This is a genomic window from Nocardia sp. NPDC056564 (genome assembly GCF_042793755.1).
GTDB lineage: Bacteria > Actinomycetota > Actinomycetes > Mycobacteriales > Mycobacteriaceae > Nocardia.
Genome location: NZ_JBHTUR010000001.1, coordinates 822,653 through 844,783 on the forward strand (window position 1 = coordinate 822,653; position 22,131 = coordinate 844,783).

The following is a 22,131-nucleotide window of genomic DNA, read 5'->3' on the forward strand; positions in this document are numbered from 1 at the left end:
GACGGCGTTAGGGTCGGGCATGCGGATTGCTGCGGCGCAGGCACGGCCTGCCTGGCTCGACCCAACGGCGGGGACCAAGATTGTTGTCGATTACCTGACCCAGGCCGCGGCGGCGGGGGTGGAACTCGTCGCCTTTCCGGAGACGTTTCTGTCCGGCTATCCGATCTGGCTGGCGCGCACCGGTGGGGCGCGGTTCGACAATCCGATCCAAAAGGCCGCTTACGCTTACTATCTGGACGCGGCGGTCACGCTCGACGGTCCGCACATCGCCACGGTGCGGGAGGCGGTCGCCGATCTGGGGGTGTTCTGTTATCTCGGCATCACCGAGCGGGTTCGCGGCACCGTGTACTGCACGCTGGTCGCGATCGATCCGGTGCGCGGCGTGGTGAGCGCGCATCGCAAGTTGATGCCCACACACGAGGAACGGATGGTCTGGGGGATCGGGGACGGGAACGGGCTGCGGGCCCACGACGTCGGCGAGTTCCGCGTCGGCGGTCTGTCCTGCTGGGAGAACTGGATGCCGCAGGCGCGGCACGCGCTGTACGCGGACGGCGCGACGCTGCACGTGTCCACCTGGCCGGGTTCGGTCCGAAACACCAGGGACATAACGCGTTTCGTGGCCATGGAGGGGCGGGTGTATTCCCTCGCGGCCGGGGCCGTGCTCGACTACGCGGACGTGCCCACCGACTTTCCGCTGCGCGCGGAACTCCTCGCGGTCGGTAAGCCGGCGGGCTATGACGGCGGCTCCGCACTCGCGGGCCCCAACGGTGATTGGCTGATCGAACCCGTCGCCGGCGAGGAGCGGCTCGTCATCGCCGATATCGATCCGGGCGAAGTGGCAAGGGAGCGGCAGAATTTCGACCCGACGGGGCATTACGCTCGCCCGGACGTGTTCACGGTGACCGTGGACCGTCGTCGCCGGATCCCGGCGACTTTCCTGGAGGATTGATCCGCTGAAAGCCCCTGCCCTAGTGTTGAGTCCAGTCGGGCTGGGTGAAGTGGGCCACCCGAGCGTCCGCGTGGTCTCGCCCGAGGAGCACGACCGCGCGGAACTGCCAGAGCAGCGCGCCGGTGGGGGCGTGGATGGTCATCCCCTCGCCGAGGCGCATCTGAAGCAGGCCAACGCTTTCCGGCACGGACGCCGCCTGGCCGCGTAGCTCGGGTTGTTTGACGGCCGCCTGCGGGGCGACCCAGTGCGGCACCTCGTCGGCGGCCAGCCGGGCGAGCGGCACCAGGTGCACGGAGTGCACTTCGGCGGGGCTCGGCGTCAGCTCGGCGGTGTCGGGGAGCGCCGCCACGAACGGGGTGATCACGAAACCCGATGCGGCCGGGAAGTCGTCGAGCCGGCCGAGCAGGTCGGCGGGCGCGGCGGTCAGGCCGAGTTCCTCGTGTAGTTCGCGTACTACGGCCTGTTCCGCGGTCTCGCCCGGGTCCAGCCTGCCGCCGGGCAATCCCCACTGGCCGGCATTGCGGCCACGGTAGGCCCGCCGGATGACCACGACCGACGGCGTGCCGTCGTCCCCCGCGACGACGCACAGCAGCACCGCGGCCCGGCGAAGGTCCGGCGCGTCCGGGACTTCGGTATGCGGGAATTCGCGCAACCTGGTGCGCGCGAGGTCGCGGAATTCGTCCACGGTCGCGGGTACCAGCGGTCCGGTGGTGGAGCTCATGCCTCGATCTTGCCCCACGGGCCGGGCGCTACATCTTGGCGTAGCGGGCCATGACGAAGCTGTAGAGACCGTAGGTGATGATGCCCAGGCCAGCCACGACGAGCAGGATCACGCCATACGGTTGCGCACCAAGGGTTTTCAGCGCCCCGTCGAGCCCGGTGGCCTTGCCCGGCTCGGCCTTGCCCACCGCGAGGATGACCAGCAGCCCGATGGCCGCGACCGCGAGCCCCTTCGCGAGGTATCCGGTCGTGCCGAGCCGGCGCACGAGAGTGCTCGGATTGCCCTCGAGATCCTTGACGAACTTCTGGCTGACGCCCTTGTAGAGGTGATATCCGCCGACGCCGATGATGATCAACCCGGCCACCACCAGGGCGGCCTTGCCCGCGGAGTTCTGCATCAACCGCCCGGTGATGCCCGCGCTCTGCTCGCTACTCGATTTCCCCGCACCACGAGCGAATCCGAGAGCCGACAACGCGAACGAGAAGTAGATCACCGCCAGCGCGAACGCCTTCACCCGGTGAAACGCCTCCGACTTCTTGCTGTCCTTGGCCGGCTTGGACGCGCTCCCGAACGCCGCCTCCGCGAGCCGCCACAGTCCCATAAGCACGAACGCCACCACCCCCACCCACATGAGCACGATCCCGCCCGGTTTGCTCGCCAGTTCGCCGAGCGCCCCGGATTGATCGGCATTGCCCCCCGACCCGCCCAGCGCGATCCGGATGGCGATATACCCGATGAACAGGTGCACGAGCCCGGTCATGACGAACCCGCCCCGGGCGAATCGCTCGAAAACCTCGTGCTGGGCAATCCGCTCGGCGGTGGACGAGGCCCCGCCCCGCTGACCGCGCGACCGATTCGTCCCAGTCGACAACCCACTCATCAGACGCCCTCATCTCCGTCGAACCGAACGTCCGGCAGATACCCGGCGCGGCGGGTTCGAAACGGTATCGGGCCCTATTGGAAGAGCTTGAGCAGGTTTACGATCAGCCGATCGAGCCCGTAGGCGAACGGTGCGGCCACCCACAGCCAGGCGAAGACCAGCAGCGGAATGCGCCGCGGCGGAGCCGTTTCGGCGCTGTCGGGTTCGGTCATGCCGGATTTCCTTCCGTGACGACGGCTTCCGCCGGGACCTTCCGGTGATGCTTCGACGCGACCGGCCGGATCAGCTCGTTGGCGACGAAGCCGACGCACAGCAGGGTGATCATGATGGCGAATGAGGTCCCGTACAGTTCGGGACCGGTCTTCCCGTGTCGCGCACCGGAATCCGCGATCGCGTTGACGATCAACGGGCCCGCGACGCCCGCCGCCGACCACGCGGTGAGCAGCCTGCCGTGGATCGCCCCGACCTGGTAGGTCCCGAACAAATCCTTGAGATACGCCGGAACCGTGGCGAATCCGCCGCCGTAGAACGACAGGATCACCATCGCGCCGAGAATGAACAGCGGTTTGCTGGTCTGCCCGACCGACCACACCATGGCGTAGGCGAGCGCGCCGACCCCCAAGTAGATCCGGTACATGTTCTTGCGGCCGATCACATCCGACAGCGACGACCAGCCGATCCGCCCGGCCATATTCGCTGCGGACAGCACCGCGACGAAGCCCGCCGCCGCGGCCGCCGTCACCGGCGTCGAGGACTGCTTGAAGAAGTCGATCACCATCGGCGCAGCCTTCTCCAGGATGCCGATGCCCGCGGTCACGTTGAAGCACAACACGATCCACAGCAGCCAGAACTGCGGCGTCCGGATCGCGTCGTTGGCCGCGACATCGTGTTCGCTGATCAGCTTCGCGGTATTCGTCTTCGGCACCCAGCCCGCGGGTCGCCAACCCGGCGGCGGCACCCGCACGAGCAGCACGCCCACCGACATGAACACCGCGTAGACCAGGCCCATGACCAGGAAGGTCTTGGCGATGCCCGCGTCGTCCCTGCCGAAGGTGGTGAGCAGCTGAGTGGTCCACGGGGAGGCGATCAACGCGCCGCCGCCGAAGCCCATGATCGCGAAACCCGTTGCCATTCCCGGCCGGTCGGGGAACCAGCGGATCAGCGTGGACACCGGGGAGATGTAGCCGATGCCGAGCCCGATCCCGCCGACGAACCCGTAGCCGAACACGATGAGCCAGTAGGCATTCGCGTACGCGCCGACCGCCGAGATCAGCAGCCCCGAGGAGAAACACACCAGCGAGACGGTCATCGCCCAGCGCGGACCGCGGCGCTCGACCAGCGTCCCGCCGAAGGCCGCCGACAGCCCGAGCATGACGATGGCGATCTGGAAGGGCAGCGCGCTGCCGGTCCCCGAGATATCCATCGCCTTCTCCAGCGGCGGCTTGAACACGCTCCACGCGTAGGCCTGCCCGATGGCGAGATGAATGGACAGCGCGGCGGGCGGGACCAGCCAGCGGCTCCAGCCGGGCGGCGCGATCACGCGGGAATATCCGGTGGCACCGGCGTTGGCAACTGCGGTCATGCGGCTATCTCCACTCTCGCTGTCTGGCGATCATAGGGCGCACGACCCGGTTCCGTGGCAACAACTTTCACCCGCCGCCATCGGGACGAAATCAGTGCCCAGCGATCCGCTCCCCACCAGCGGCAACCGCGCCCGTCTCGCGATCGGGCGAGCCGGGCGCGGTCCGCTCAGCGGATCAGGCCCCGGCGGTCACCGGGTAGTGGTCGGACAGGTTGGTGTAGGTGTAGTCCTTGCCCTGGCTGGTGACCGTCCAGGCGGGACAGGTCTCCTTGATGACCCGGTTCTGCCAGCTCGCGGGCTTGGCGTGACCCTTGCGGTGCAGGACGTAGTCGAGATCCTCGCGCGGGTCGTTCGGGTAGCGGTAGTTGGCGATCGAGTTCTCCTTGGTGTCGAAGGAGAACGGGTGCCCGGTGCGGGCGGTCGCGGGCTCGAGCCGGGCGTCGGCCAGCATCGAACCGTATTCGGCACTGTGCGAGTCGACGTTCAGGTCGCCGGCCAGCAGCACCTGCTCGTTCGCCGGGATGTGCTTCGCGGTCAGGAACGCGTCGATCTCCTTGAACTGCGCGGACCGATCGCGCGCCGCCTCGCCGGCATCGCAGCCGGGGTCGGTCGACTGGCTGTGCGTGCCGACCACGTGCACTTTGCTGCCGTTGACCGAAAGCACCACGTAGGCGATGCCCTTGTTCGCCCACCAGTCGGCGCCGCACGCGTCGGCGAAGATGAACTGCTCCTTGCGGATGATCGGCCACTTGCTCAGGATGGTGACCCCGCCGTCCTCCGGCGTCAGGGAGCTGTATTTGCCGCCGGTGGCGTCCCAGCCGTCCTTCGAGCGGCCGACGACCGGCGTCTGATTCGGATACTCCGCCCTGGCCTTCGCTTTCAGCGCGTCGGAGGACTCGTTGTCGAACATCTCCTGCAGTACGACGACGTCGTTGCCCTTGAAGAAGTCGGTCTTCGGGATCTCCGCGGCCCGGTGGTCCTGTCCCCAGTTGGGATACAGGTTCTTGCTCATCAGGAAGGTGTTGTAGGTCAGTACCTTCAGCTCGGGGGTCGAGGCCGGTGCTGCGGAGGCCTGCGGGGCACTCACCATGAGGGTGGTGGCGAGTGCGGCGATGATGCTGAGCCGGGTGGGCTTGGGTAGCGGCATGGCACTTCCTCGAATCTCATAGATTCCGGGTAGGACAGAACTGATGAGACCAGGCGTCGGTGACGCGTTCATGACTTAGTGATGCACTAAGCGGCACAACAAGTTTGACTGAATTTCAGCTCGTGGAACTGGGGAAAGGCCGGCGTTGACGGGCTTGGGGAGCAGCCGGTAATGCGGTGATCCGCGCCGCCGCGGACAGCGGACATCTGGCGCGATCCGGGGGCGGGATGCTTCGATCAGGGCATGACGGACAACATCGAACCTGCGCGCACCGTGAGCGCGAGCCGCGACATCGCGGCGGGACCGGAACGGATCTTCGAACTGATCGCCGACCCGGCCCGGCAGCCGCTGTGGGACGGCAACGAGAATCTGGCGAAAGCCGCGGCGGGGCAACGGGTTCGCGCGGTCGGCGATGTGTTCGTGATGACGCTGACCAACGGCGCCGACCGGGACAACCACGTGGTCGAGTTCGAGGAGGGCCGTCGCATCGCCTGGCGGCCGTCCGAGCAGGGGCAGCAGCCGCCCGGACACCTGTGGCGCTGGGAAATCGAGCCCATCGACGAGACGAACACCCGGGTCACCCATACCTACGACTGGACGCGACTCACCGACGAGAAGCGCCTCGTCCGGGCCCGCGCCACCACCGCGGAGAAGTTGCAGGCGTCGCTCGACCGGCTGGCCGAGCTCGCCGAAGGTCAGTGAGTCCGGCGGCGCGACATCGCCGGACGCGGACTGTCGGTGCTCCGGTCTACCGTGGGCGCTGTTGTCCGCGCCGGTGCGGCGAGTAGAGGAGACCCAACATGACAGTGCTGCCGGACCGACCCCACACCGCTTTGCTGGTGATCGACGTGCAGAACGGCGTGGTGGCCGACGCATACCAGCGGGACGCGGTCGTCGCCACAATCGGCCGGCTGGTCGACAAGGCGCGCGACCAGGGTGTTCCGGTCGTCTGGATCCAGCACAGCTCCGACGAGCTGGTGCGCGGCAGCGAGGGCTGGGCCTACGTCCCGGAGTTGGTCCGCCGGGAATCGGAACCGTTGGTGCACAAGTTGTTCGGCGACTCGTTCGAGGACACCGACCTGGAAGCGGTGCTGGCGGGGGCGGGCGTCGGACGCCTGGTGGTCACCGGAGCCGAGACCGATGCCTGCGTCCGGTCCACCATCCACGGCGCTTTCGCCCGCGGCTATGACGTGACCCTGGTGGGTGACGCGCACACCACCTTCGACAAGAGCGAATGGGGTGCCCCGCCGCCGGAGCAGGTCATCGCGCACACCAATCTGTACTGGCGGTTCCAGACCGCGCCCGGCCGCACCGCGGGCGTCGAGCAGGCCGCGGACGTGGCGTTCAGCGGCTGAGTCCGGCTACCGCACGCCGGGCGAGCGCGGCCTGCGCCACCTCGGTGACGGCCCGCTCGGCCTGGCTCGCGGTGCCCGGGTGTCAGGTAGCCGGCGAACCCCACGACGACGAGCACCATGATCGCCAGCGGCAGCAGACGACCCCATGGGCGGCGGGACGCGAACGACGACATGTCTGCGAACCTAGTCGGTCGACATCACCGGACTCGCCCCCGGCGGCCTGGTCATCGTGGACAATCGGGTCACCGTGCAGGGCCGCACGGCGTTCGAACCCCGCTTCGACGGCGCGGACCGCTGGGGTGATCCGACGCCGGCACCCCCGAGGAGTCGCCCGATGGCACAGCCCAAGAGCCCGCCCGACGACCGCGCGCCCGCGCCGGGCCCGACGCCGCCCGACGTCCTAGATCCGGCCCCGGGCAATCCGGACCTGCGCCGGGAACTGCTGTTGATGAAGGCTTTTCAGAGCCGGATCGCCGGACCGGTGCTGCGGCGCTTCGCCGATCCGCAGCAGATCCTGGAGACCGGGATGGCGTTCTGGCCGTCCCGGGTCGTGCTTACGGCGGTCGAACAGGGCGTGTTCACCGAACTGGCGGTGCGTCCGCTGTCGCAGCAGGACTTGATGGACCGGCTGAACTGGCATCCGCGGGCCGCGGGCCCGTTCCTCGCCGCGCTCGTCGATCTGGGTCTGCTGCGGCGCGATCGCGCTGGGCGCTATGTGAATTCGCGACAGGCCGCGCTGTTCCTGGACCGCGCCAAGCCCAGCTACATCGGCGGGCTGATGGAGCTGTCCAGCACTCGCCTCTATGATCTGTGGTCCGGTCTGGGCGGCCTGCTGCGGACCGGCAAACCCGGAGCCGAGGAGGAACAGGGCGAGAGCGAGTTCTTCTCCGCCCTCTATGGCGACCAGACCGCACTGCGGAAGTTCCTGGCCGGCATGACCGGAATCTCCACCGGCGAGGCCATGCTGATCGCCGCGCGCTTTCCGTGGCAGCGGTTCCGGACGTTCCTGGATGTCGGTGCGGCACAGGGTGCGTTGCCCGTGCGGGTCGCGCTCACCCACGCGCATATCCGCGGGGTCAGCTACGACCTGCCCGCCGTGCAGCCGATCTTCGAGGAGTACGTCTCCTCGTTCGGGTTAAGTGACCGCATCCGGTTCACCGCCGGCGACATGTTCGCCGGCCCGCTGCCCGGTGCGGACGTGATCAGCTTCGGCCACGTGCTGCACGGCTATAGCGAAGCCGTGCGGCGCGAGCTGATCGCCAAGGCCTACGCGGCGGTGCCGCCCGGCGGCGCCCTGCTCGTCTACGACGCCATGACCGATCCCGGGCGCAGGCAGAACCTGATCAGTGCGCTGTCCAGCCTGAACATCATGCTGGAGATGCGCGAGGGGTTCGAAGCCACCACCACCCAGTGCGCGGACTGGTTGCGCGACGCGGGTTTCGTGAACATCAAGAAGCGGCACCTGATCGGGCCGACGTCGATGGTGTACGGGCGCAAGCCCGGACGCCCGAGTCGATCGAACGACGGATACTGACCAGGCATTTCGGCACCTACCGTTGGCCATACCACGATGGCTCACCCGAGGAACCGCATGTCCGGACTGATCGCACCCGCGAAGGTCGGCGTCGTGCTCACCGCCGCGGCGCCGATCACCACGGTGGCCGCTGCGGTGCACATGGCCGCCACCAAGAATCCGTCGTTCACCGAGCGCAGGCTCAAGTACTACAAGACACCCGGTATCGGCGAATTCTGGTCGGTGCGCGCGCTGCACCCGGGCGAGGCGCGCAGGCTGATCACCGAGCACGAACCCGCGATGGCGATGCTGATCGACGCGGGCGGCGGCCTGCACATCCAGACGCTGTTCTATACCGCGGGCAACGGCACCCTGGCGACGTTCCTCGCCATCAACCACGACGTGAACGGCTTCCTGCAGATCGCCAGCGCGTTCTGGTGGGCCGACGCGGTGGCGAAGCGGACCGCCGAATTCCTCGCGGAGTCGGATGTGTCCTGTGAACTGGAGATCAAGAAGATGCGTAACCGATAGGTCCTACGGGACGTCTTCGTCGGGTGCGTTACCCGCCGCCCAGATGCCGCGGACGTGCCCGATGTGCCTGCGCAGGAACCGCTCCAGCTCCTCGTCGCGCTGCGTCTCGATCAGATCGACGATCGTGTGATGCTCCTGCGCCGACTTGTCCAGCTCGCCGCGCTCGACGAGCGCGGCGAGACCGAACAGGCGGGTTTGCGCGCGCAGGTCGCCGACGATCTGCGACAGCCGCGGGTTGTGGCAGTAGTCCAGCAGCATCAGGTGGAATCGCCGGTCGGCGTCGACGTACTCGACGAGATCGCCGCGCTTGGCCGCATCCACGATCTTGTCCGCCTGATCGCGCAGGCCCGGGATATCCGCCGCGGGAATCTCGCCGACGATCGACCGCACGCTCGGCGGCTCCAGCAGCATCCGGATCTTGGCGATCGAATCGAGGTCGGCGTCGGAGATCTCGGTGACCCGGAAACCCTTGTTCGGCACCGACACCACCAGACCCTGCTTGACCAGATCCAGCATCGCCTCGCGCACCGGCGTGGGGGAGACCCCGAAGCGCTCCGACAGCCACGGTGCCGAGTAGAGCACTCCGGGTTCGAGCTCACCGGAGATGATGGCAGCGCGCAGCGCGTCGGACACGTGATCGCGCAGCGTGGGCCGCTTGGGTATATCCAGCCGTTCGATCATCAAATGCGCTCCGGGTTTCTCCTGTGGGCGAGCACCGCTGGTATCAGGTTAGTGAACGGCCGGCGTCGTTCAGCTTCGAGTGGCGGTAGCTGAACGCGACGTAGACCGCGAGGCCGAGCAGCAGCCAGACCACGAAGCGCAGCCAGGTGACCCAGGTGAGGTGGCTGATCAACCAGAGGGAGAAGACGATCCCGATCAGCGGCACCACCGGAACCCACGGGGTGCGGAACGCGCGCTCGGCGTCCGGGCGGGTCCGGCGCAGCCGCATGACGCCGAGCGCCACCACGATGAACGCCATCAGGATGCCGACATTGGTGAGCTCGGCCGCCTCGCGGATCGGCAGGAAGCCGGCGATCAGCGCGGACACGATGCCGACCGGCCAGATCACCCGGGACGGCACCTTGCGGACCGGGCTGGGCTTGGCGAAGTAGGCGGGCAGCAGGCCGTCGCGGCTCATCGCGAAGCCGACCCTGGTCACCGCGAGCATGTTGGCGAACGCCGAGGTGGTGACGCCGACGACGGCGCCGACCGCGATGACCAGGCCGAGGATGCCCATGCCCGCCGAGTCGAACGCGCTGGAGAACGGCGAGGAAACGGTGATGTCGGTGTAGTTGACCATTCCGACGATGACCAGGCAGACCAGCAGATAGACCACCGAGGCGATGCCGAGGCTGATCATGATCGCCTTGGGCATCAGCCGCTTGCCGTCGGTGGACTCCTCCGCCGCGGCGCTCATCGCGTCGTAGCCGTAGACCGCGAAGAAGGCCAGGGCCGCACCGGAGACCGCGCCGCCGACGCCGAACGGGAAGAACGGCTGGTAGTTGCCTGCCTTGAGGTGGAATGCGCCCGCTACCACCACGATCGCGACGATCACCATCTTCAGCGCGACGAGACCGGTTTGCACCCGGGCGGATTCGCGGGTGCCGCGGGAGAGCAGGAAGGCCAGCAGCAGGCAGAGCAGCACCGCGAAGAGGTCGACCCGGTGCCCGGATCCGGTGCCCGGTGCGCCGAGCGCCCAGGTGGGCAGGTCGAATCCGATGTAGTGGGTGATGTAGTTCAGGTAGCCGGACACCGCGATCGCGACGACGGACACGATGGCGGTGTACTCCAGCAGCAGATCCCAGCCGATCATGAAGCCGATGATCTCGCCGAGCGCGACATAGGAATAGGTGTAGGCGGACCCGGCGCGCGGGACCATGCCCGCGAATTCGGCGTAGCAGAGCCCGGCCGCGCCGGAGGCGATGATCGCGATGGCGAACGAGACCAGCACCGCCGGACCCGCGACCTCGTTGGCCACCACACCGGCCAGCGAGAACACCCCCGCCCCGACCAGCCCGCCGAGGCTCAGTGCGACCAACTGCCACAGCCCCATGCTCTTCTTGAAATCGCCGGTGTCGGCGACGGTTACCGGCATTCGCCGCATGACCCCGCTCGTGCTGAGCGGTGCGCGCGCGGGCCTGGTGACGACTGTCTTCATTGACGGGGCCTTTCACAGTGGAGCAGTGGAGCGGGTGGTGCTGGTCAGAAACGGAAGCCTGCGGGGAAGGGGTCGGTGGGGTCGAGCAGGTAGTTGGCGGTGCCGGTGACCCAGGCGCGGCCGGTGATGGCGGGGATGATCGCGGAGCGGTCGCCGACGGTGGCGGTGTCGACGGCGCGGGCGTAGAAGGTGGTGCCGATGAACGAATCGCTCTGCAGGACTTGGTCGTCGGTGAGCAGACCGCGGGCGTGCTGACGGGCGAGCAGGGCGGAGGTGCCGGTGCCGCAGGGGGAGCGGTCGAACCAGCCGGGGTGGGCGACCAGGGCGTTGCGGGTGTGGGTCGGCTCGGACGCGGGGTCGAGGAACAGGACGTGCTTGCAGCCGGCGATCCGTTCGTCCTCCAGGTGGACCGGGCGACGGGACTCGTTGATGGCCGCCATGATTCGCAGTCCGGCGTCGAGGATGCGGTCCTTGTGCGCGCGTTCGTAGGGCAGGCCGAGCTTGCCGAGGTCGACGATGGCGTAGAAGTTGCCGCCGTAGGACATGTCGTAACGCACTGTGCCGAGGCCGGATACCTCGACTTCGTTGTCCAGGCTGTCGCAGTAGGCGGGCACGTTGCGCAGGGTGACCGAATCCGCGTGCCCGCCGCTCACTGCGACCGAGGCGACGACGCGGCCGGCCGGGGTGTCCAGCCGGATGTCGGTGACGGGCTCGGTGACCGGCACCATGCCCGCCTCGACCAAGGCCGTCGCGACGCCGATGGTGCCGTGGCCGCACATCGGCAACAGGCCGCTGACCTCGATGAACAGCACGCCGTAGTGGCCGTCGCCGGTGGTGGCCGGTTGCAGGATCGCGCCGCTCATCGACGCGTGGCCGCGCGGTTCGTCGACCAGCAGGGTGCGCAGGCCGTCCAGCTGCTCGATGAAGTGCATGCGTTTGGCGGCCATGGTGTCGCCGGGGACCGTGCCGATGCCGCCGGTGATCACCCGGGTCGGCATGCCTTCGGTGTGGGTGTCGATCGCGGAAATGATTCTGTTGCTGCGCATCAGGACTGTCCTTCGTCTAGTTGCGGGGATCGCGGACCAGGTGGGGTTATCCCGGCAGCGGCCGGGGCGGTCGCGGACTCCGGGTCGAGTTCGGCGAGTTCGCGCAGGCGGATCGGCGCGGCGAGGGGCCGCCACGCGGGACCGGCGGTGGCGAGACCCGTTGTGGTAAAAGGTTCTTCGTCGGCGTAGGGCCGGTCGCGCAACGCATCGATGTTCGCCGCGCACATGCGGCCCTGGCAGGGCCCGAGTCCGGCGCGGGTGGCGAGCTTGGCGGAGCGGTAGCTCTCGCCCGCGGCGCGGGACCAGGCGGCGCTCAGTTCGCCGCGGGTGGTGCCTTCGCAGCGGCAGACGACGGTGTCGGGGCGCGACCAGGCGAGTACGCCGGCACGGATGGGGTGCGCGGCCGCGAGGCGGGTCACGAACTGCTCGGCCGTGCGATGCCGGGCCTGTAGTGCGCGGTCCGCGGTCGCACCCGCGGCGGCCAGGCCGGCCACGGTTCCCTCGACGGCGGCGACCTGCGCACCACCGATGCCGGTGATTTCCCCTGCGGCCCAAACATATTCGGCGCTCGTCCGCTGGTTGTCATCGACCTGGACGAAGCCGTCCGGCGAGAGCTCCGCACCGGCGGCGACCGCGAGTTCGTGCTGCGGGGTGAAACCGTGCGAGACCGCGACCGCGTCCACCCGCATCGTGGTGTGGCTGCCGGGGATCGGGGTCCAGTTCTCGTCGAGGCGAGCGACGATGGCCTCCTCCACCCTGCCGTCACCGGCGACCGCGACGATCGCGCGCGAGGTCCGCAACGGAATCCGCTGCCGTACACCGCATGCCAGGTACTCGAGCAGTTCGACGGCCTTGCTCGCGCTGTGCCGCAGCTCCCACGGACGCGCCGCCCAGTGCGCGGCGATCCGCCGACCGGGGTTGGCCTCGAGCACGGCCCGCACCTCGGCGCCGTTGTCCGCCAACGACTGTGCGACCGGGAGGAGGAATGGGCCGGTGCCGGAGACCAATACGGTCGCACCGACCAGCAGCCGCTGGGTCTTCGCGAGAGTCTGTGCGGCGCCGGCGGTGTAGACGCCGGGCAGGTCCCAGCCCGGAAACGGGCACACCCGGTCGTAGGCGCCCGTGGCGAGCACCAGCGCGTCACCCTGCACGACGCGGTGCTCGCGCTGGTCGCCCTCGGCGCCGATCAGCACACGTACTGCGGGACAACCACCTTCGAGGTGACGCTCGATCCGATAGACGGCCGCCCAGGGCAGGTACGCGCAGCGAGGGTGTTCGATCAGCAGACGTGCGCGGCGGGCCGCCGCGGCATATCCGTGCCCGATGGCAAGCGGTCGGCGGACCCCGTACCCGGCCGGGATACACCGGTTGTACTGCCCGCCGAGTGCCTCGTTCGAATCGATCAACGTCACCCTCGCGCCGTGGCGCAGCGCGGCTTCGGCGGCCGCGGCGCCCGCCGGACCCCCGCCGACCACCACCACATGCCGGTTCACCGAGCCGCCGAACGGTTTTGCGTGGTGATCCGGTCGCCGTCCCGGGCCGGTCGGCGGCACAGCCGGACATCCGGAACCCCATTGACGGTGGCGACACAGTCGAAACACACTCCGATGCCACAGAACACACCGCGCGGACCACCGTCGGGCCCGGTGCGCCAGTGTGACCGGCCATCGGCCAACAGCACCGTCGCCAGTGTCTGGCCATGCACACCGGCAACCGGCGTGCCATCGACGGTCACCACCAGCGGCCGGTCATCCCGCCCGACGGAATCGGCCTCCGGCCGGATCAAACGCGCGCTCATTCCATCCCCATCGAACGAAGGGAGCTTCCGGCCGGTCTGGGTGGATGGGGGTAGGCGAATACGGTCATGGGGATACCTTCTGGCTCTGTTCGGCGGGATCGAGGATGACGGCCGGGCGATCGACGGTGTAGGCGGCGATATCGATCTCGTCCGGTCGCCGGGCCAGCGCCGATGAGATCAGTTGGGCGGTACCGAGGGACAGGCCGATGCCGGCACCCTCGTGACCGGTCGCGTGCCAGAGGCCGGGTAGTCGTGGGTCGGGGCCGATCACCGGGAGATGGTCGGCGACGTACGGGCGAAAGCCGCCGTAGGCCCGCATGATCGCGACATCGGCGAGGATCGGGTACAGCCGCAACGCCTTTCGGGCGATGGCGGCCATGCTGTCCGAGCGGATACGGTCGTCGAAGCCGCATTGGCGACGCGAGGAGCCGAGGAGCAGCGGGCCGCCCCTGGTCGATTCGACTACCGCCGAAGACTGCAAGGCCGCGTCGGAACTGCCGACCGCACCAACGTAATCCGCGTCGTAGACCTTGTGGAACACCGTCGGCGGCATCGGTGCGGTGATGAGCACGTCGCCACGGCGGGGCTTGATCGCGATCGGCGCGCCGAGCGACTCGGACACCGGGCCCGACCACGGGCCCGCCGCGTTGATCACGATGTCGGCGTGCCGTGGTCCGCGCGTGGTTTGCACGCCGATCAGCCGGCCGTCCCGGATCAGCGGTCCGGTGACCGCACAGCGGGTCTCGACAACCGCGCCTGCCGCGACCGCCGACCCGAGTAAAGCCGTTGCGGCGCCGGCGGGTTGGACCTGGGCGTCCTCCGGGTAGTACACCGCCGCGCGCACCTCGCGGGTCAGCGCGGGCTCGGCCGCGGCCAGCTGATCCGCGTCGAGCCGCTCGCAGCGCACTCCGGCGGCGCGCTGTCCGCCGGCGAACGCACCGAGCGCGGCAGCGCCCGCCTCGGTGGTGGCAACGACGATGCCGCCCTTGGGTTCCCATTCGATGCCGGCCGCGTCGTCGGGTAGCCGCTCGGCGATCCGCTCGAGCACGGCGGGCCACAGCCGCCGGGACAACTGGGCCAGCACCAGTTCCGGCCCCGGCCCCTTGTCCGAGACGAGCACATTGCCCTCGCCGTGCGCCGTGGTGCCCGAGGCGACCCCGCCGCGCTCGCAGACGCGCACCGCGGCGCCGTCCAGGCTGAGCCGGTCCGCGAGCGCGCATCCGATCATGCCGCCGCCGATGATCAGGACGTCGGTTCCCCGTGCGGCCCCGGTCATCGCGCCCGTGCCCCGTTCATCGAGCGCGGCACGGAAAGCGGGTTGTCCGTGCGCAATTCGAGCGGCAGCAGATCCTCCGGCACCGACTGGTAGGTCACCGGGCGCAGAAACCGGGAGATCGCCGCGGTGCCGACGGAGGTCGTGGTCGGCGCCGTCGTCGCCGGGTAGGGGCCGCCGTGCTGTTGCGCGTAGGTCACCGAGAGCCCGGTCGGCCAGCTGTTCCACAGCACCCGCCCGGCCGCGCCCACCGCGGCGGCGGTCAGCGCACGCGCGGTGTCGTCGACTCGGTCGCCGAAGATGGAGACGGTCAACTGGCCGCTCACCGATCGAGCCAGTTCGAGCAGTTCGCCGGTGCTTCGATAGCTGACCAAAAGGGTTGCCGGGCCGAACATCTCGTGCAGCAGGGCGTCGGGGTCGGACAATACCGTGCGTGCCGTGGTGGCGAGCAGCAGCGCCTCGCCCGGTCCGCCGCCGGCGAGCAGTTCCACGTTGGCGTGCGCGCGGACCTGTTCGACGGCGCGGGCGAACCCGGCGGCGATCTCCGCATTGAGCAGGTCCCCGGTGGGCACCGGATGGTTCCGGATCAGCTCGGCCAGCTCGCTGAAAACCGTTGCCTCCTCGGGTATTGCGACCAGGCCCGGCTTGGTGCACAGCTGGCCCGCACTCGCGCTGACCGCTGTCAGCAGTCCCGACGCGATCTCCGCCGCCCGGCTCCGCGCGGCCTCCTCGGTGACGAATACCGGGTTGACGGAGCCGAGTTCGCCGTAGAAGGGGATCGGCACCGGGCGGCGAGCGGCCAGGTCGTACAGCGCCCGCCCACCCGCGGTCGAGCCGGTGAACGCCGCGGCGGCGACGGCGGGATGCGTCAGCACCCGCACCCCGGCGTCGCGCCCGAACACGATCCCGAAAGTCCCGCTCGGCGCACCGCATTCGGTCAGCGCCTCATCGATCAGCCGCCCGACCGCGCGGGACAGCGCCGGGTGCCCCGGACTCGCTTTGACGATCACCGGACAACCCGCCGCCAGCGCGGCGGCGGTGTCACCCCCGGCCACCGAGAACGCGAACGGAAAGTTGCTCGCCGCGAAGTTCACCACCGGACCGAGCGCGATGTTCATCCGCCGCAGATCCGGCCGCGGCGCGCCCATCGGCCAGTCCGTGTCGGCGGTATCGATGCGCACGTCGAGGAAGCCACCGTCGAGCACGGTCCGGGCGAACAGCCGCAGCTGAAAACTGGTGCGTTTCAGCTCGCCGGTCAGCCGCGCTTCGGCCAGGTGCGTCTCCCGCATCGCCAGCGGGATCAGCTCCGCGGCCCGCGCGTCCAGCCGGTCGGCGATGTCGCCCAGCACCCGGGCGCGCTCGGACCGGCCCATCGCCGCCCAGGGGCTCGCGGCCGTCGCGGCGGCGATGGCAATGGTGTCGGCCTCCTCGGCGGTCGTGTCGCGAACGGATTCGATCGTGCTCATCGCCAACTCCTCGTCTTTCGTGTGCGCCGAGCTACAGACTGCCTACCGGTAACCCTTGGCGAGCAGGTCGCGGGTGTCCTCGGTGAGTTTCGCGATCAGCTCCGGCGCCAGCGGAACCCGCGGCGGCCTGCACTTGCCACCCGTGCGGCCGGCCAGGTCCATGGACAGCTTGATCGCGTGCACGAATTGCGGCTTCGAGTCCCAGCGCAGCAGCTTGTGCAGCTCGCGGTAGAGCGGGAGCGCCTTGTCCAGATCCCGGTTGACCGCGGCGTTGTACAGCTCGACGGTGGCCCGGGGGATCGCGTTCGGGTATCCGGCGACCCAGCCGACCGCGCCGGCGATGCCGAGTTCCAGGAGCACGTCGTCCGAGCCGACCAGCACGTCGAGTTCGGGGGCGAGCTCCTTGATCTCGAAGAAGCGGCGCACGTCGCCGGTGAACTCCTTGACCGCGACGATCAGCCCCTCGCCGTGCAGTTCGGCCAGGATGTCCGGGGTCAGGTCGATGCGGGTGTCGAATGGATTGTTGTAGGCCACGATCGGCAGCCCGACCTCGGCCACCGTGCGGTAGTGGTCGAGGATCGAGTCCCGGCCGCCGCGATAGGTGTTCGGCGGCAGCAGCATCACGGCCTGCGCGCCTGCCTCGGCGGCCTGCGCGGCCCACTTGCGCGCCTGCAACGCGCCGTACGCGGCGATGCCGGGCATGACGGTGAATCCGTCCGGCGCGGCCGCGATGGCCGTCCGCACCACCCTGGCCCGTTCCTCGTCGTCGAGGGTCTGGTATTCGCCGAGCGACCCGTTCGGGCTCACCCCGTGGCAGCCGTTGGCGGCCAGCCACTGCACGTGCTGCGCGTAGGCGTCGTAGTCGACCGAGTAATCCTCAGCGAACGGCAGGGTCGTCGCGACCAGGATCCCGTGCCAGGGCTTGGTCACGGCTGAGGTGATCGGTTCGGACATGTGGAGCCTCCATCTGCGCGATTGTCCGGATCAGCGTTCGATCCGGATGTCATGTGACGTGTGACATTGCACAAGATAGCGAAGTGATGGTGGTCACGCAATAGAGGCGGAGTGACTGGGGACACAGCTGCTTCGCGGTCCTGGAAACGCGCTGACGCCCAGCCCCGGCGACTGCGTTCACCGTCCGCATACGCGGGGATGACGTTGCGGCTGTTCAACTTTCGATCAGCGCGCGCTGTGCCGGGGCTAGGCGTGGTTCAGCTGGATGGATCAGCGGGGGACCGGGGTGACCGCGATCGGCGGGATCGAGTCCACGCAGGCGGTCGGTCCGGTGTTGCCGGTCCGGATGAAGCGGGCCACCAGGTCGGTGACGCAGCCGCTGGGCTCCAGGTCCGGGACGTGGCCGGTGTTGGGCACGGAGAGGAAGGTCGCGTTCGGGAAGCCGGCGGCCACCCGCTTGCCGTTGGCGTCCGGGGTGATGGCGTCGAGGTCGCCGGAGATGACCAGCACCGGGACGTTCGGCAGCGCGGAGGCGGGGCGGCCCGGGTATGCACTGGTGACGGCGGGCCAGCGGATACACGCGTCACCGCCGTCGCGCATGCCCGCGCTGAATCCCTCGGCGCTGAAGGCGCCGACCCCGTCGGGTCCGGCGGTGGCGAGCCCGTCGCGGTACTGCTGAACCCGCTCATGCAGCGGCGACTGACGCTGCCAGAGGTTGGGGTAGTCGTTGCAGGCGACGGTGAGGAACAGGTCGAGGTTCTCCGCGGTCGGCTCACTGCCGGCCTGCTCGGCCCACTGCCGCAGCCCGGTGTCGTCGCCGTTGGCGGCGCTGTGCAGGGCGGCGGGCAGGGCGCCCATCAGGGTCGGCTGCGTCGGATCGGCGCCGACGTTGGTGCTGGCCACCTCGAAGGCGAGGGTGGCGAACTTGCTCTCGCTGAGCACCAGGGGAGTGCGGCCGGCGATGGTGAGCGGCTGGGCGGCCAGGCGCTGTGTCACCGTGCGCAGGTCGGCCACGGCCGTCGCGCCGTCGCAGGCCCGGCTGCGCTCGCAGATCCGTTGCAGAGCAAGCGATACCGCCTCCGCGTTGGGGCGCGACAGCAGGTCGAACTCGGGCGGGTAGGCGCCGGAGAGCACGATGGACTGCACGGAGTCGGGGTGGCGCTCGGCGTAGATCGGCATCAGGTAGGTGCCGTAGGAGATGCCGTAGAGCACCAGCTTGGGGATGCCGAGCCGGGCGCGGATCGCGTCGAAGTCGTCGGCGGTGGCCGCCGAGGTGTAGCCGGCGGCGCGCGGGCCGAGCTGTTCGGCGCAGCGGGCGACCGTCTGCTGCTGGTATTCCCGGGTGCCGATCTCGTATCCGGCCTCGTCCGCGCCGCAGTCCAACGGGCTGGACAGGCCGGTGCCGCGCGGGTCGATAAGGAGCAGGTCGTGATCGGTCAGCAACTGCGCGGACAGCTGGGTGGCCTGGGCCGCGTGGTCGATCAGCGGGACGCCGGGTCCGCCCGGGTTCGGGGCGATCGTGCCCGCGGCCGGGGCGTCGGTGTTACTGCGCCGGACGAGCGCGTAACTCACTGCGACGGTGCCCAATTCGGGTTTGTCCTGGACCAGCGGCCGGGACTGCACGCCGCACTCGACCTGATGGCCAGGTACCGTCGGGCACCAGTCCGGTCCGGTCGGCCGACTGTCTCCGCACGCGGTGATCACTGTCGTGGCGGCGAGCGCGGCGAGCAAACCCGCGACTGCCCGCATTCCGTTGCGCATCCTCGAAATCCCTTCCCTCGATGCAACTCCCGCGTTCGGCGGGGTGTTGTGGAGAATCCTGGGCGGTGGACGTCAAGGGTCGGCGAGGACAACGACAGAATCAGGTAAGAATCCGCGGCACGTGATAACGGTCACGAACGGAACAGCCAAGTCCCGCGACCGCGCTATCCACCAGCAACAATGGCTGCGTGAGCACACCGAACTCGTCCGCCCCCGCCGCCTCGGTGCTCGTCGTCGAGGACGACCCGCACGTGCGCAGCACCCTCGATCAACTGCTGCGCTTCGAGGGCTACACCGTTCACCTGGCCGCGGACGGGCAGCAGGCCCTGGAGATGCTGGCCGAAATCCAGCCGGACCTGGCCGTGGTGGACGTGGTCATGCCGCGCATGGACGGGCTGTCGCTGTGCCGGCTGCTGCGCCGCCGCGGCGACCGGCTGCCGATCCTGGTGCTCACCGCGCGCCATCAGATCGGTGACCGGGTCGCCGGTCTGGACGCGGGCGCCGACGACTACCTGCCCAAACCATTCGCGACCGACGAACTGCTTGCCCGGCTGCGCGCGCTGCTGCGGCGCAGCGCGCCGGACGAGGACACCGAGGTGCTGTCCGTCGCGGATCTGACGCTGAACCCGGCGACCCGCGAGGTGCATCGCGGCGACCGGGCCATCGAACTCACCAAGACCGAGTTCGACGTGCTCGAGCTGCTGCTGCGCAATGCGCGAATCGTGCTGCCCCGCAGCCGGATCTACGAACACATCTGGGGCTACGACTTCGACACCGATTCCCGTTCGCTCGATGTGTACATCGGCTACCTGCGCCGGAAGACCGAGCAGGAGGGCGAATCCCGGCTGATCCACACCGTCCGCAATGTCGGTTACGCCGTGCGGCCCGCGTGATGTTGCGCGCCCGGATCACCCTCGTCGTCATCGTGGCCGTGGTGGCCGCGATCGTGGTCACCCTCGCCACCTCGTATCGCGGGGTCAGCGAGCTGGTCGGCAATCAGATCGATCGCAGCCTCAACGACCGGGTGGACGCCGTCATCGCCGTGCTGCCCGCGGTGCTGCCCGAGCGGTCCGACACCATCGAGCAGTTGCTCGCGGCGGACGGGACCGCGCGCCCGCTGCTGCCGGGCCACATGTCGCTCCCGGTCTCCGCGGCGGACCATCGAGTGGCCCGAACCGGCAGCGGCACAGCCGAATACAACATCGATCTGGACGGCGAGCCGTATGGAATCCTGACCAAGCCGCGCCCCGGCGGCGGGGCGGTGATGGTGGCGCAGCGCTACCACGAGTCCGAGCGGATCGACAACGAATTCCTGTGGCGCACCGGCGGTATCACCGTGATCGCGGTGGCGCTGTCGGCGTTGCTGAGCTGGCTGGCGATCGGGCGCATCCTGCGCCCGGTCCGTCGCCTGCTCGCCGCCACCGAGCAGATCAGCACCACGCAGGACCTGTCGGTGCCGCTGCCGCCCACCGGTCGCGACGAAATCGGCAGGCTCACCGGCAGTTTCGACACCATGCTGACCGCGCTGCGCCGCTCCCGTGCGCAGCAGCACCGGCTCGTCCAGGACGCCAGTCACGAGCTGCGCACCCCGCTGACCTCCATCCGCGGCAGCGCCGAACTGTTGCAGCGCGCCCGCGGCCGGCTCGGCGCCGAGGACGAGACGAAGGTGCTCAACACCCTCGTGCAGGAGTCCGCCGCGCTCGACGACCTGGTCGCCGAACTCGTCGAACTCGCAACCGATCAGCACACCGCCGAGGAACCCGTCGAACTGGACCTCTCCGCCGTCGCCGAAGACTGCGCGCAGCGCTTCCGGCACCGCAGCGGTCGCACTATCACCGTCACCGCGAACGCCCCCGCGTCCGTGCTCGCCCGGCCCCGGGCCCTGGCCCGGTGCGTGGACAACCTGATCAGCAACGCGATCAAGTTCAGCCCGCCGGACACCCCGGTCGACGTGCACATTCATCGGACCGAGCTGACCGTGCGCGACCAGGGCCCCGGCATCGCCGCCGACGACACCGCCGCCATCTTCGACCGGTTCTATCGCGCCGCGAACACCCAGGGCACACCGGGTTCCGGGCTCGGGCTCGCCATTGTCGCGGACATCATCACCGCGCACGGGGGCACGGTGTTCGCCGAACACGGCCCCGGCGCGCGCATCGGCTTCCGGCTCCCGCCACGGGAACCGGAGGCGGGGCGCCGCCGGCGCTAGCTCGCCTTGGTGCCGACGCCGCCGTAGATCACCAGGCGGGTGGCGGGCAGGTTGTCGTCGAGCCATTCCTGCGCGGGCACCACGCCGGGGTCGATCAGCTCGAAGCCGTCGAAGAACGCCTCGACCTGATCGTGCGAGCGGTAGACGACCTGGGACGGGCTCTGGTCGGTATCGTCCTGCGACTGGGTGATGAAGTCCGGGTGGGTGTCGTTGGAGCCGTGGGTGATCGCGAGGTAGCTGCCCGGCGCCATCAGGTCGCGGAACTTGGCGACGATCCCGTACGGATCCTCGTCGTCCATCACGTAGTGCAGCACACCGACGATCAGCACCGCGACCGGCTCGGAGAAATCGATGAGCGAGCCGGTCTTCAACCGGTCGATGATGTCCTCGGGCTGGCGGATGTCGGCCTTCAACGCCGTCACGCCGGGCGAATGCGCCAGCAGCGCATCGCAATGCGCGTGCACGATCGGGTCGTTGTCGATGTAGACCACACGTGCTTCCGGATGGATCTTGCGCGCCACCTCGTGCACGTTCGGCGAGGTCGGGATGCCGGAACCCAGGTCGACGAACTGCCGGACGCCCGCGTCGGCGGCCATCTCGATCGCCTTCACCAGGAACTGGCGGATGAACCAGGCCAGGGTCTTGGTGTCGGGCGCGATGGCCAGCATCCGATGCGCAACCTCGCGGTCGACGTCGTAGTTGTCTTTGCCGCCGAGCATGTAGTCATAGATCCGGGCCGAGCTCGGCACGTGCGGATTGAGTCCTGGCGCTCGATCTATGTCCGACAA

At 69.2% G+C, this 22,131-nt stretch carries 22 protein-coding genes; 7 read left to right on the forward strand and 15 right to left on the reverse strand.

All coding sequences use genetic code 11. The annotated features are described in order from the left end of the window. The first annotated feature begins 19 nt into the window (after positions 1-19). Positions 20-949 (forward strand): carbon-nitrogen hydrolase family protein, encoded by a 930-nt coding sequence (locus tag ACFQ9K_RS03635; protein ID WP_378720313.1) that lies wholly within the window; start codon positions 20-22, stop codon positions 947-949. A gap of 19 nt (positions 950-968) precedes the next feature. Here the strand turns inward: ACFQ9K_RS03635 and ACFQ9K_RS03640 are convergent, their stop codons facing one another. The 5 genes from ACFQ9K_RS03640 to sph form a co-directional block, all read right to left on the reverse strand. After that, positions 969-1,670: an NUDIX hydrolase gene (locus ACFQ9K_RS03640; RefSeq protein ID WP_378720312.1), complete on the reverse strand. Its 702-nt coding sequence runs from the start codon at positions 1,668-1,670 to the stop codon at positions 969-971. 28 nt (positions 1,671-1,698) lie between these two features. Then, positions 1,699-2,550, reverse strand: coding sequence for a DUF1206 domain-containing protein (locus ACFQ9K_RS03645; protein ID WP_378720311.1), 852 nt, complete (start codon positions 2,548-2,550; stop codon positions 1,699-1,701). A gap of 74 nt (positions 2,551-2,624) precedes the next feature. Next, positions 2,625-2,762: a hypothetical protein gene (locus tag ACFQ9K_RS03650; RefSeq protein ID WP_378720310.1), complete on the reverse strand. Its 138-nt coding sequence runs from the start codon at positions 2,760-2,762 to the stop codon at positions 2,625-2,627. Then, positions 2,759-4,132, reverse strand: coding sequence for an OFA family MFS transporter (locus tag ACFQ9K_RS03655; RefSeq protein ID WP_378720309.1), 1,374 nt, complete (start codon positions 4,130-4,132; stop codon positions 2,759-2,761). Before ACFQ9K_RS03655 ends, ACFQ9K_RS03650 begins: the two co-directional genes overlap by 4 nt. Before the next feature lie 175 nt (positions 4,133-4,307). After that, entirely contained in the window at positions 4,308-5,279 is a 972-nt protein-coding gene (sph, locus tag ACFQ9K_RS03660) for a sphingomyelin phosphodiesterase (protein ID WP_378720308.1), read from the reverse strand. 243 nt (positions 5,280-5,522) lie between these two features. On the opposite strand from sph, the gene ACFQ9K_RS03665 reads away from it, so the two are divergent. The 4 genes from ACFQ9K_RS03665 to ACFQ9K_RS03680 all read left to right on the forward strand — a co-directional run bounded on the left by ACFQ9K_RS03665 (position 5,523) and on the right by ACFQ9K_RS03680 (position 8,678). Beyond that, on the forward strand, positions 5,523-5,981 hold the full coding sequence (locus ACFQ9K_RS03665) for an SRPBCC family protein (RefSeq protein WP_378720307.1): 459 nt from the start codon (positions 5,523-5,525) through the stop codon (positions 5,979-5,981). 98 nt (positions 5,982-6,079) lie between these two features. Beyond that, positions 6,080-6,634: a cysteine hydrolase family protein gene (locus ACFQ9K_RS03670; protein ID WP_378720305.1), complete on the forward strand. Its 555-nt coding sequence runs from the start codon at positions 6,080-6,082 to the stop codon at positions 6,632-6,634. A 334-nt stretch (positions 6,635-6,968) separates the two neighbouring features. After that, entirely contained in the window at positions 6,969-8,168 is a 1,200-nt protein-coding gene (locus ACFQ9K_RS03675; protein ID WP_378720304.1) for a methyltransferase, read from the forward strand. Positions 8,169-8,225: 57 nt separating this feature from the next. Next, the gene (locus ACFQ9K_RS03680; protein WP_378720302.1) at positions 8,226-8,678 is read left to right on the forward strand and encodes a hypothetical protein; all 453 of its coding nucleotides are present in this window, start codon (positions 8,226-8,228) and stop codon (positions 8,676-8,678) included. A gap of 3 nt (positions 8,679-8,681) precedes the next feature. Here the strand turns inward: ACFQ9K_RS03680 and ACFQ9K_RS03685 are convergent, their stop codons facing one another. The 9 genes from ACFQ9K_RS03685 to ACFQ9K_RS03725 form a co-directional block, all read right to left on the reverse strand. Next, the gene (locus tag ACFQ9K_RS03685; protein WP_378720301.1) at positions 8,682-9,359 is read right to left on the reverse strand and encodes a GntR family transcriptional regulator; all 678 of its coding nucleotides are present in this window, start codon (positions 9,357-9,359) and stop codon (positions 8,682-8,684) included. 43 nt (positions 9,360-9,402) lie between these two features. Further along, complete coding sequence (locus ACFQ9K_RS03690; RefSeq protein ID WP_378720300.1) at positions 9,403-10,836, reverse strand: amino acid permease; 1,434 nt, start codon at positions 10,834-10,836, stop codon at positions 9,403-9,405. A gap of 44 nt (positions 10,837-10,880) precedes the next feature. Next, a complete protein-coding gene (locus ACFQ9K_RS03695) occupies positions 10,881-11,882 on the reverse strand; it encodes a proline racemase family protein (protein WP_378720298.1) in 1,002 nt (333 codons plus the stop codon). Further along, positions 11,882-13,375 (reverse strand): NAD(P)/FAD-dependent oxidoreductase, encoded by a 1,494-nt coding sequence (locus ACFQ9K_RS03700; RefSeq protein ID WP_378720297.1) that lies wholly within the window; start codon positions 13,373-13,375, stop codon positions 11,882-11,884. Before ACFQ9K_RS03700 ends, ACFQ9K_RS03695 begins: the two co-directional genes overlap by 1 nt. Next, positions 13,372-13,680, reverse strand: coding sequence for a (2Fe-2S)-binding protein (locus ACFQ9K_RS03705; RefSeq protein WP_378720296.1), 309 nt, complete (start codon positions 13,678-13,680; stop codon positions 13,372-13,374). The genes ACFQ9K_RS03700 and ACFQ9K_RS03705 overlap by 4 nt, the downstream gene beginning before the upstream one ends. A gap of 64 nt (positions 13,681-13,744) precedes the next feature. Continuing rightward, positions 13,745-14,956 carry an NAD(P)/FAD-dependent oxidoreductase gene (locus ACFQ9K_RS03710; protein WP_378720294.1) on the reverse strand — a complete coding sequence of 404 codons (1,212 nt, stop codon included), beginning with the start codon at positions 14,954-14,956 and terminating at the stop codon, positions 13,745-13,747. Beyond that, complete coding sequence (locus tag ACFQ9K_RS03715; RefSeq protein WP_378720293.1) at positions 14,953-16,419, reverse strand: aldehyde dehydrogenase (NADP(+)); 1,467 nt, start codon at positions 16,417-16,419, stop codon at positions 14,953-14,955. Before ACFQ9K_RS03715 ends, ACFQ9K_RS03710 begins: the two co-directional genes overlap by 4 nt. A 42-nt stretch (positions 16,420-16,461) precedes the next feature. Then, positions 16,462-17,373 carry a dihydrodipicolinate synthase family protein gene (locus tag ACFQ9K_RS03720; protein WP_378720292.1) on the reverse strand — a complete coding sequence of 304 codons (912 nt, stop codon included), beginning with the start codon at positions 17,371-17,373 and terminating at the stop codon, positions 16,462-16,464. A gap of 270 nt (positions 17,374-17,643) precedes the next feature. Further along, positions 17,644-19,122, reverse strand: a complete 1,479-nt coding sequence (locus ACFQ9K_RS03725; RefSeq protein WP_378720290.1) for an alpha/beta fold hydrolase — start codon at positions 19,120-19,122, stop codon at positions 17,644-17,646. 200 nt (positions 19,123-19,322) lie between these two features. Here ACFQ9K_RS03725 and ACFQ9K_RS03730 point away from each other — a divergent pair, with 200 nt between their 5' ends. Both ACFQ9K_RS03730 and ACFQ9K_RS03735 read left to right on the forward strand, forming a co-directional pair. Further along, on the forward strand, positions 19,323-20,027 hold the full coding sequence (locus ACFQ9K_RS03730) for a response regulator transcription factor (RefSeq protein ID WP_378720289.1): 705 nt from the start codon (positions 19,323-19,325) through the stop codon (positions 20,025-20,027). Then, the gene (locus ACFQ9K_RS03735; protein WP_378720320.1) at positions 20,027-21,343 is read left to right on the forward strand and encodes an ATP-binding protein; all 1,317 of its coding nucleotides are present in this window, start codon (positions 20,027-20,029) and stop codon (positions 21,341-21,343) included. Before ACFQ9K_RS03730 ends, ACFQ9K_RS03735 begins: the two co-directional genes overlap by 1 nt. Here the strand turns inward: ACFQ9K_RS03735 and ACFQ9K_RS03740 are convergent. Next, positions 21,340-22,092: an SAM-dependent methyltransferase gene (locus tag ACFQ9K_RS03740; RefSeq protein ID WP_378720288.1), complete on the reverse strand. Its 753-nt coding sequence runs from the start codon at positions 22,090-22,092 to the stop codon at positions 21,340-21,342. The genes ACFQ9K_RS03735 and ACFQ9K_RS03740 overlap by 4 nt on opposite strands. Positions 22,093-22,131 lie beyond the last annotated feature (39 nt).

Bases quoted from the DNA above. Each gene is read 5' to 3' on its own strand.
- ACFQ9K_RS03635 (WP_378720313.1), top strand. From the start codon at position 20: ATGCGGATTGCTGCGGCGCAGGCACGGCCTGCCTGGCTCGACCCAACG.
- ACFQ9K_RS03640 (WP_378720312.1), bottom strand. From the start codon at position 1,670: ATGAGCTCCACCACCGGACCGCTGGTACCCGCGACCGTGGACGAATTC.
- ACFQ9K_RS03645 (WP_378720311.1), bottom strand. From the start codon at position 2,550: ATGAGTGGGTTGTCGACTGGGACGAATCGGTCGCGCGGTCAGCGGGGC.
- ACFQ9K_RS03650 (WP_378720310.1), bottom strand. From the start codon at position 2,762: ATGACCGAACCCGACAGCGCCGAAACGGCTCCGCCGCGGCGCATTCCG.
- ACFQ9K_RS03655 (WP_378720309.1), bottom strand. From the start codon at position 4,132: ATGACCGCAGTTGCCAACGCCGGTGCCACCGGATATTCCCGCGTGATC.
- sph (WP_378720308.1), bottom strand. From the start codon at position 5,279: ATGCCGCTACCCAAGCCCACCCGGCTCAGCATCATCGCCGCACTCGCC.
- ACFQ9K_RS03665 (WP_378720307.1), top strand. From the start codon at position 5,523: ATGACGGACAACATCGAACCTGCGCGCACCGTGAGCGCGAGCCGCGAC.
- ACFQ9K_RS03670 (WP_378720305.1), top strand. From the start codon at position 6,080: ATGACAGTGCTGCCGGACCGACCCCACACCGCTTTGCTGGTGATCGAC.
- ACFQ9K_RS03675 (WP_378720304.1), top strand. From the start codon at position 6,969: ATGGCACAGCCCAAGAGCCCGCCCGACGACCGCGCGCCCGCGCCGGGC.
- ACFQ9K_RS03680 (WP_378720302.1), top strand. From the start codon at position 8,226: ATGTCCGGACTGATCGCACCCGCGAAGGTCGGCGTCGTGCTCACCGCC.
- ACFQ9K_RS03685 (WP_378720301.1), bottom strand. From the start codon at position 9,359: ATGATCGAACGGCTGGATATACCCAAGCGGCCCACGCTGCGCGATCAC.
- ACFQ9K_RS03690 (WP_378720300.1), bottom strand. From the start codon at position 10,836: ATGAAGACAGTCGTCACCAGGCCCGCGCGCGCACCGCTCAGCACGAGC.
- ACFQ9K_RS03695 (WP_378720298.1), bottom strand. From the start codon at position 11,882: ATGCGCAGCAACAGAATCATTTCCGCGATCGACACCCACACCGAAGGC.
- ACFQ9K_RS03705 (WP_378720296.1), bottom strand. From the start codon at position 13,680: ATGAGCGCGCGTTTGATCCGGCCGGAGGCCGATTCCGTCGGGCGGGAT.
- ACFQ9K_RS03710 (WP_378720294.1), bottom strand. From the start codon at position 14,956: ATGACCGGGGCCGCACGGGGAACCGACGTCCTGATCATCGGCGGCGGC.
- ACFQ9K_RS03715 (WP_378720293.1), bottom strand. From the start codon at position 16,419: ATGAGCACGATCGAATCCGTTCGCGACACGACCGCCGAGGAGGCCGAC.
- ACFQ9K_RS03720 (WP_378720292.1), bottom strand. From the start codon at position 17,373: ATGTCCGAACCGATCACCTCAGCCGTGACCAAGCCCTGGCACGGGATC.
- ACFQ9K_RS03725 (WP_378720290.1), bottom strand. From the start codon at position 19,122: ATGCGGGCAGTCGCGGGTTTGCTCGCCGCGCTCGCCGCCACGACAGTG.
- ACFQ9K_RS03735 (WP_378720320.1), top strand. From the start codon at position 20,027: ATGTTGCGCGCCCGGATCACCCTCGTCGTCATCGTGGCCGTGGTGGCC.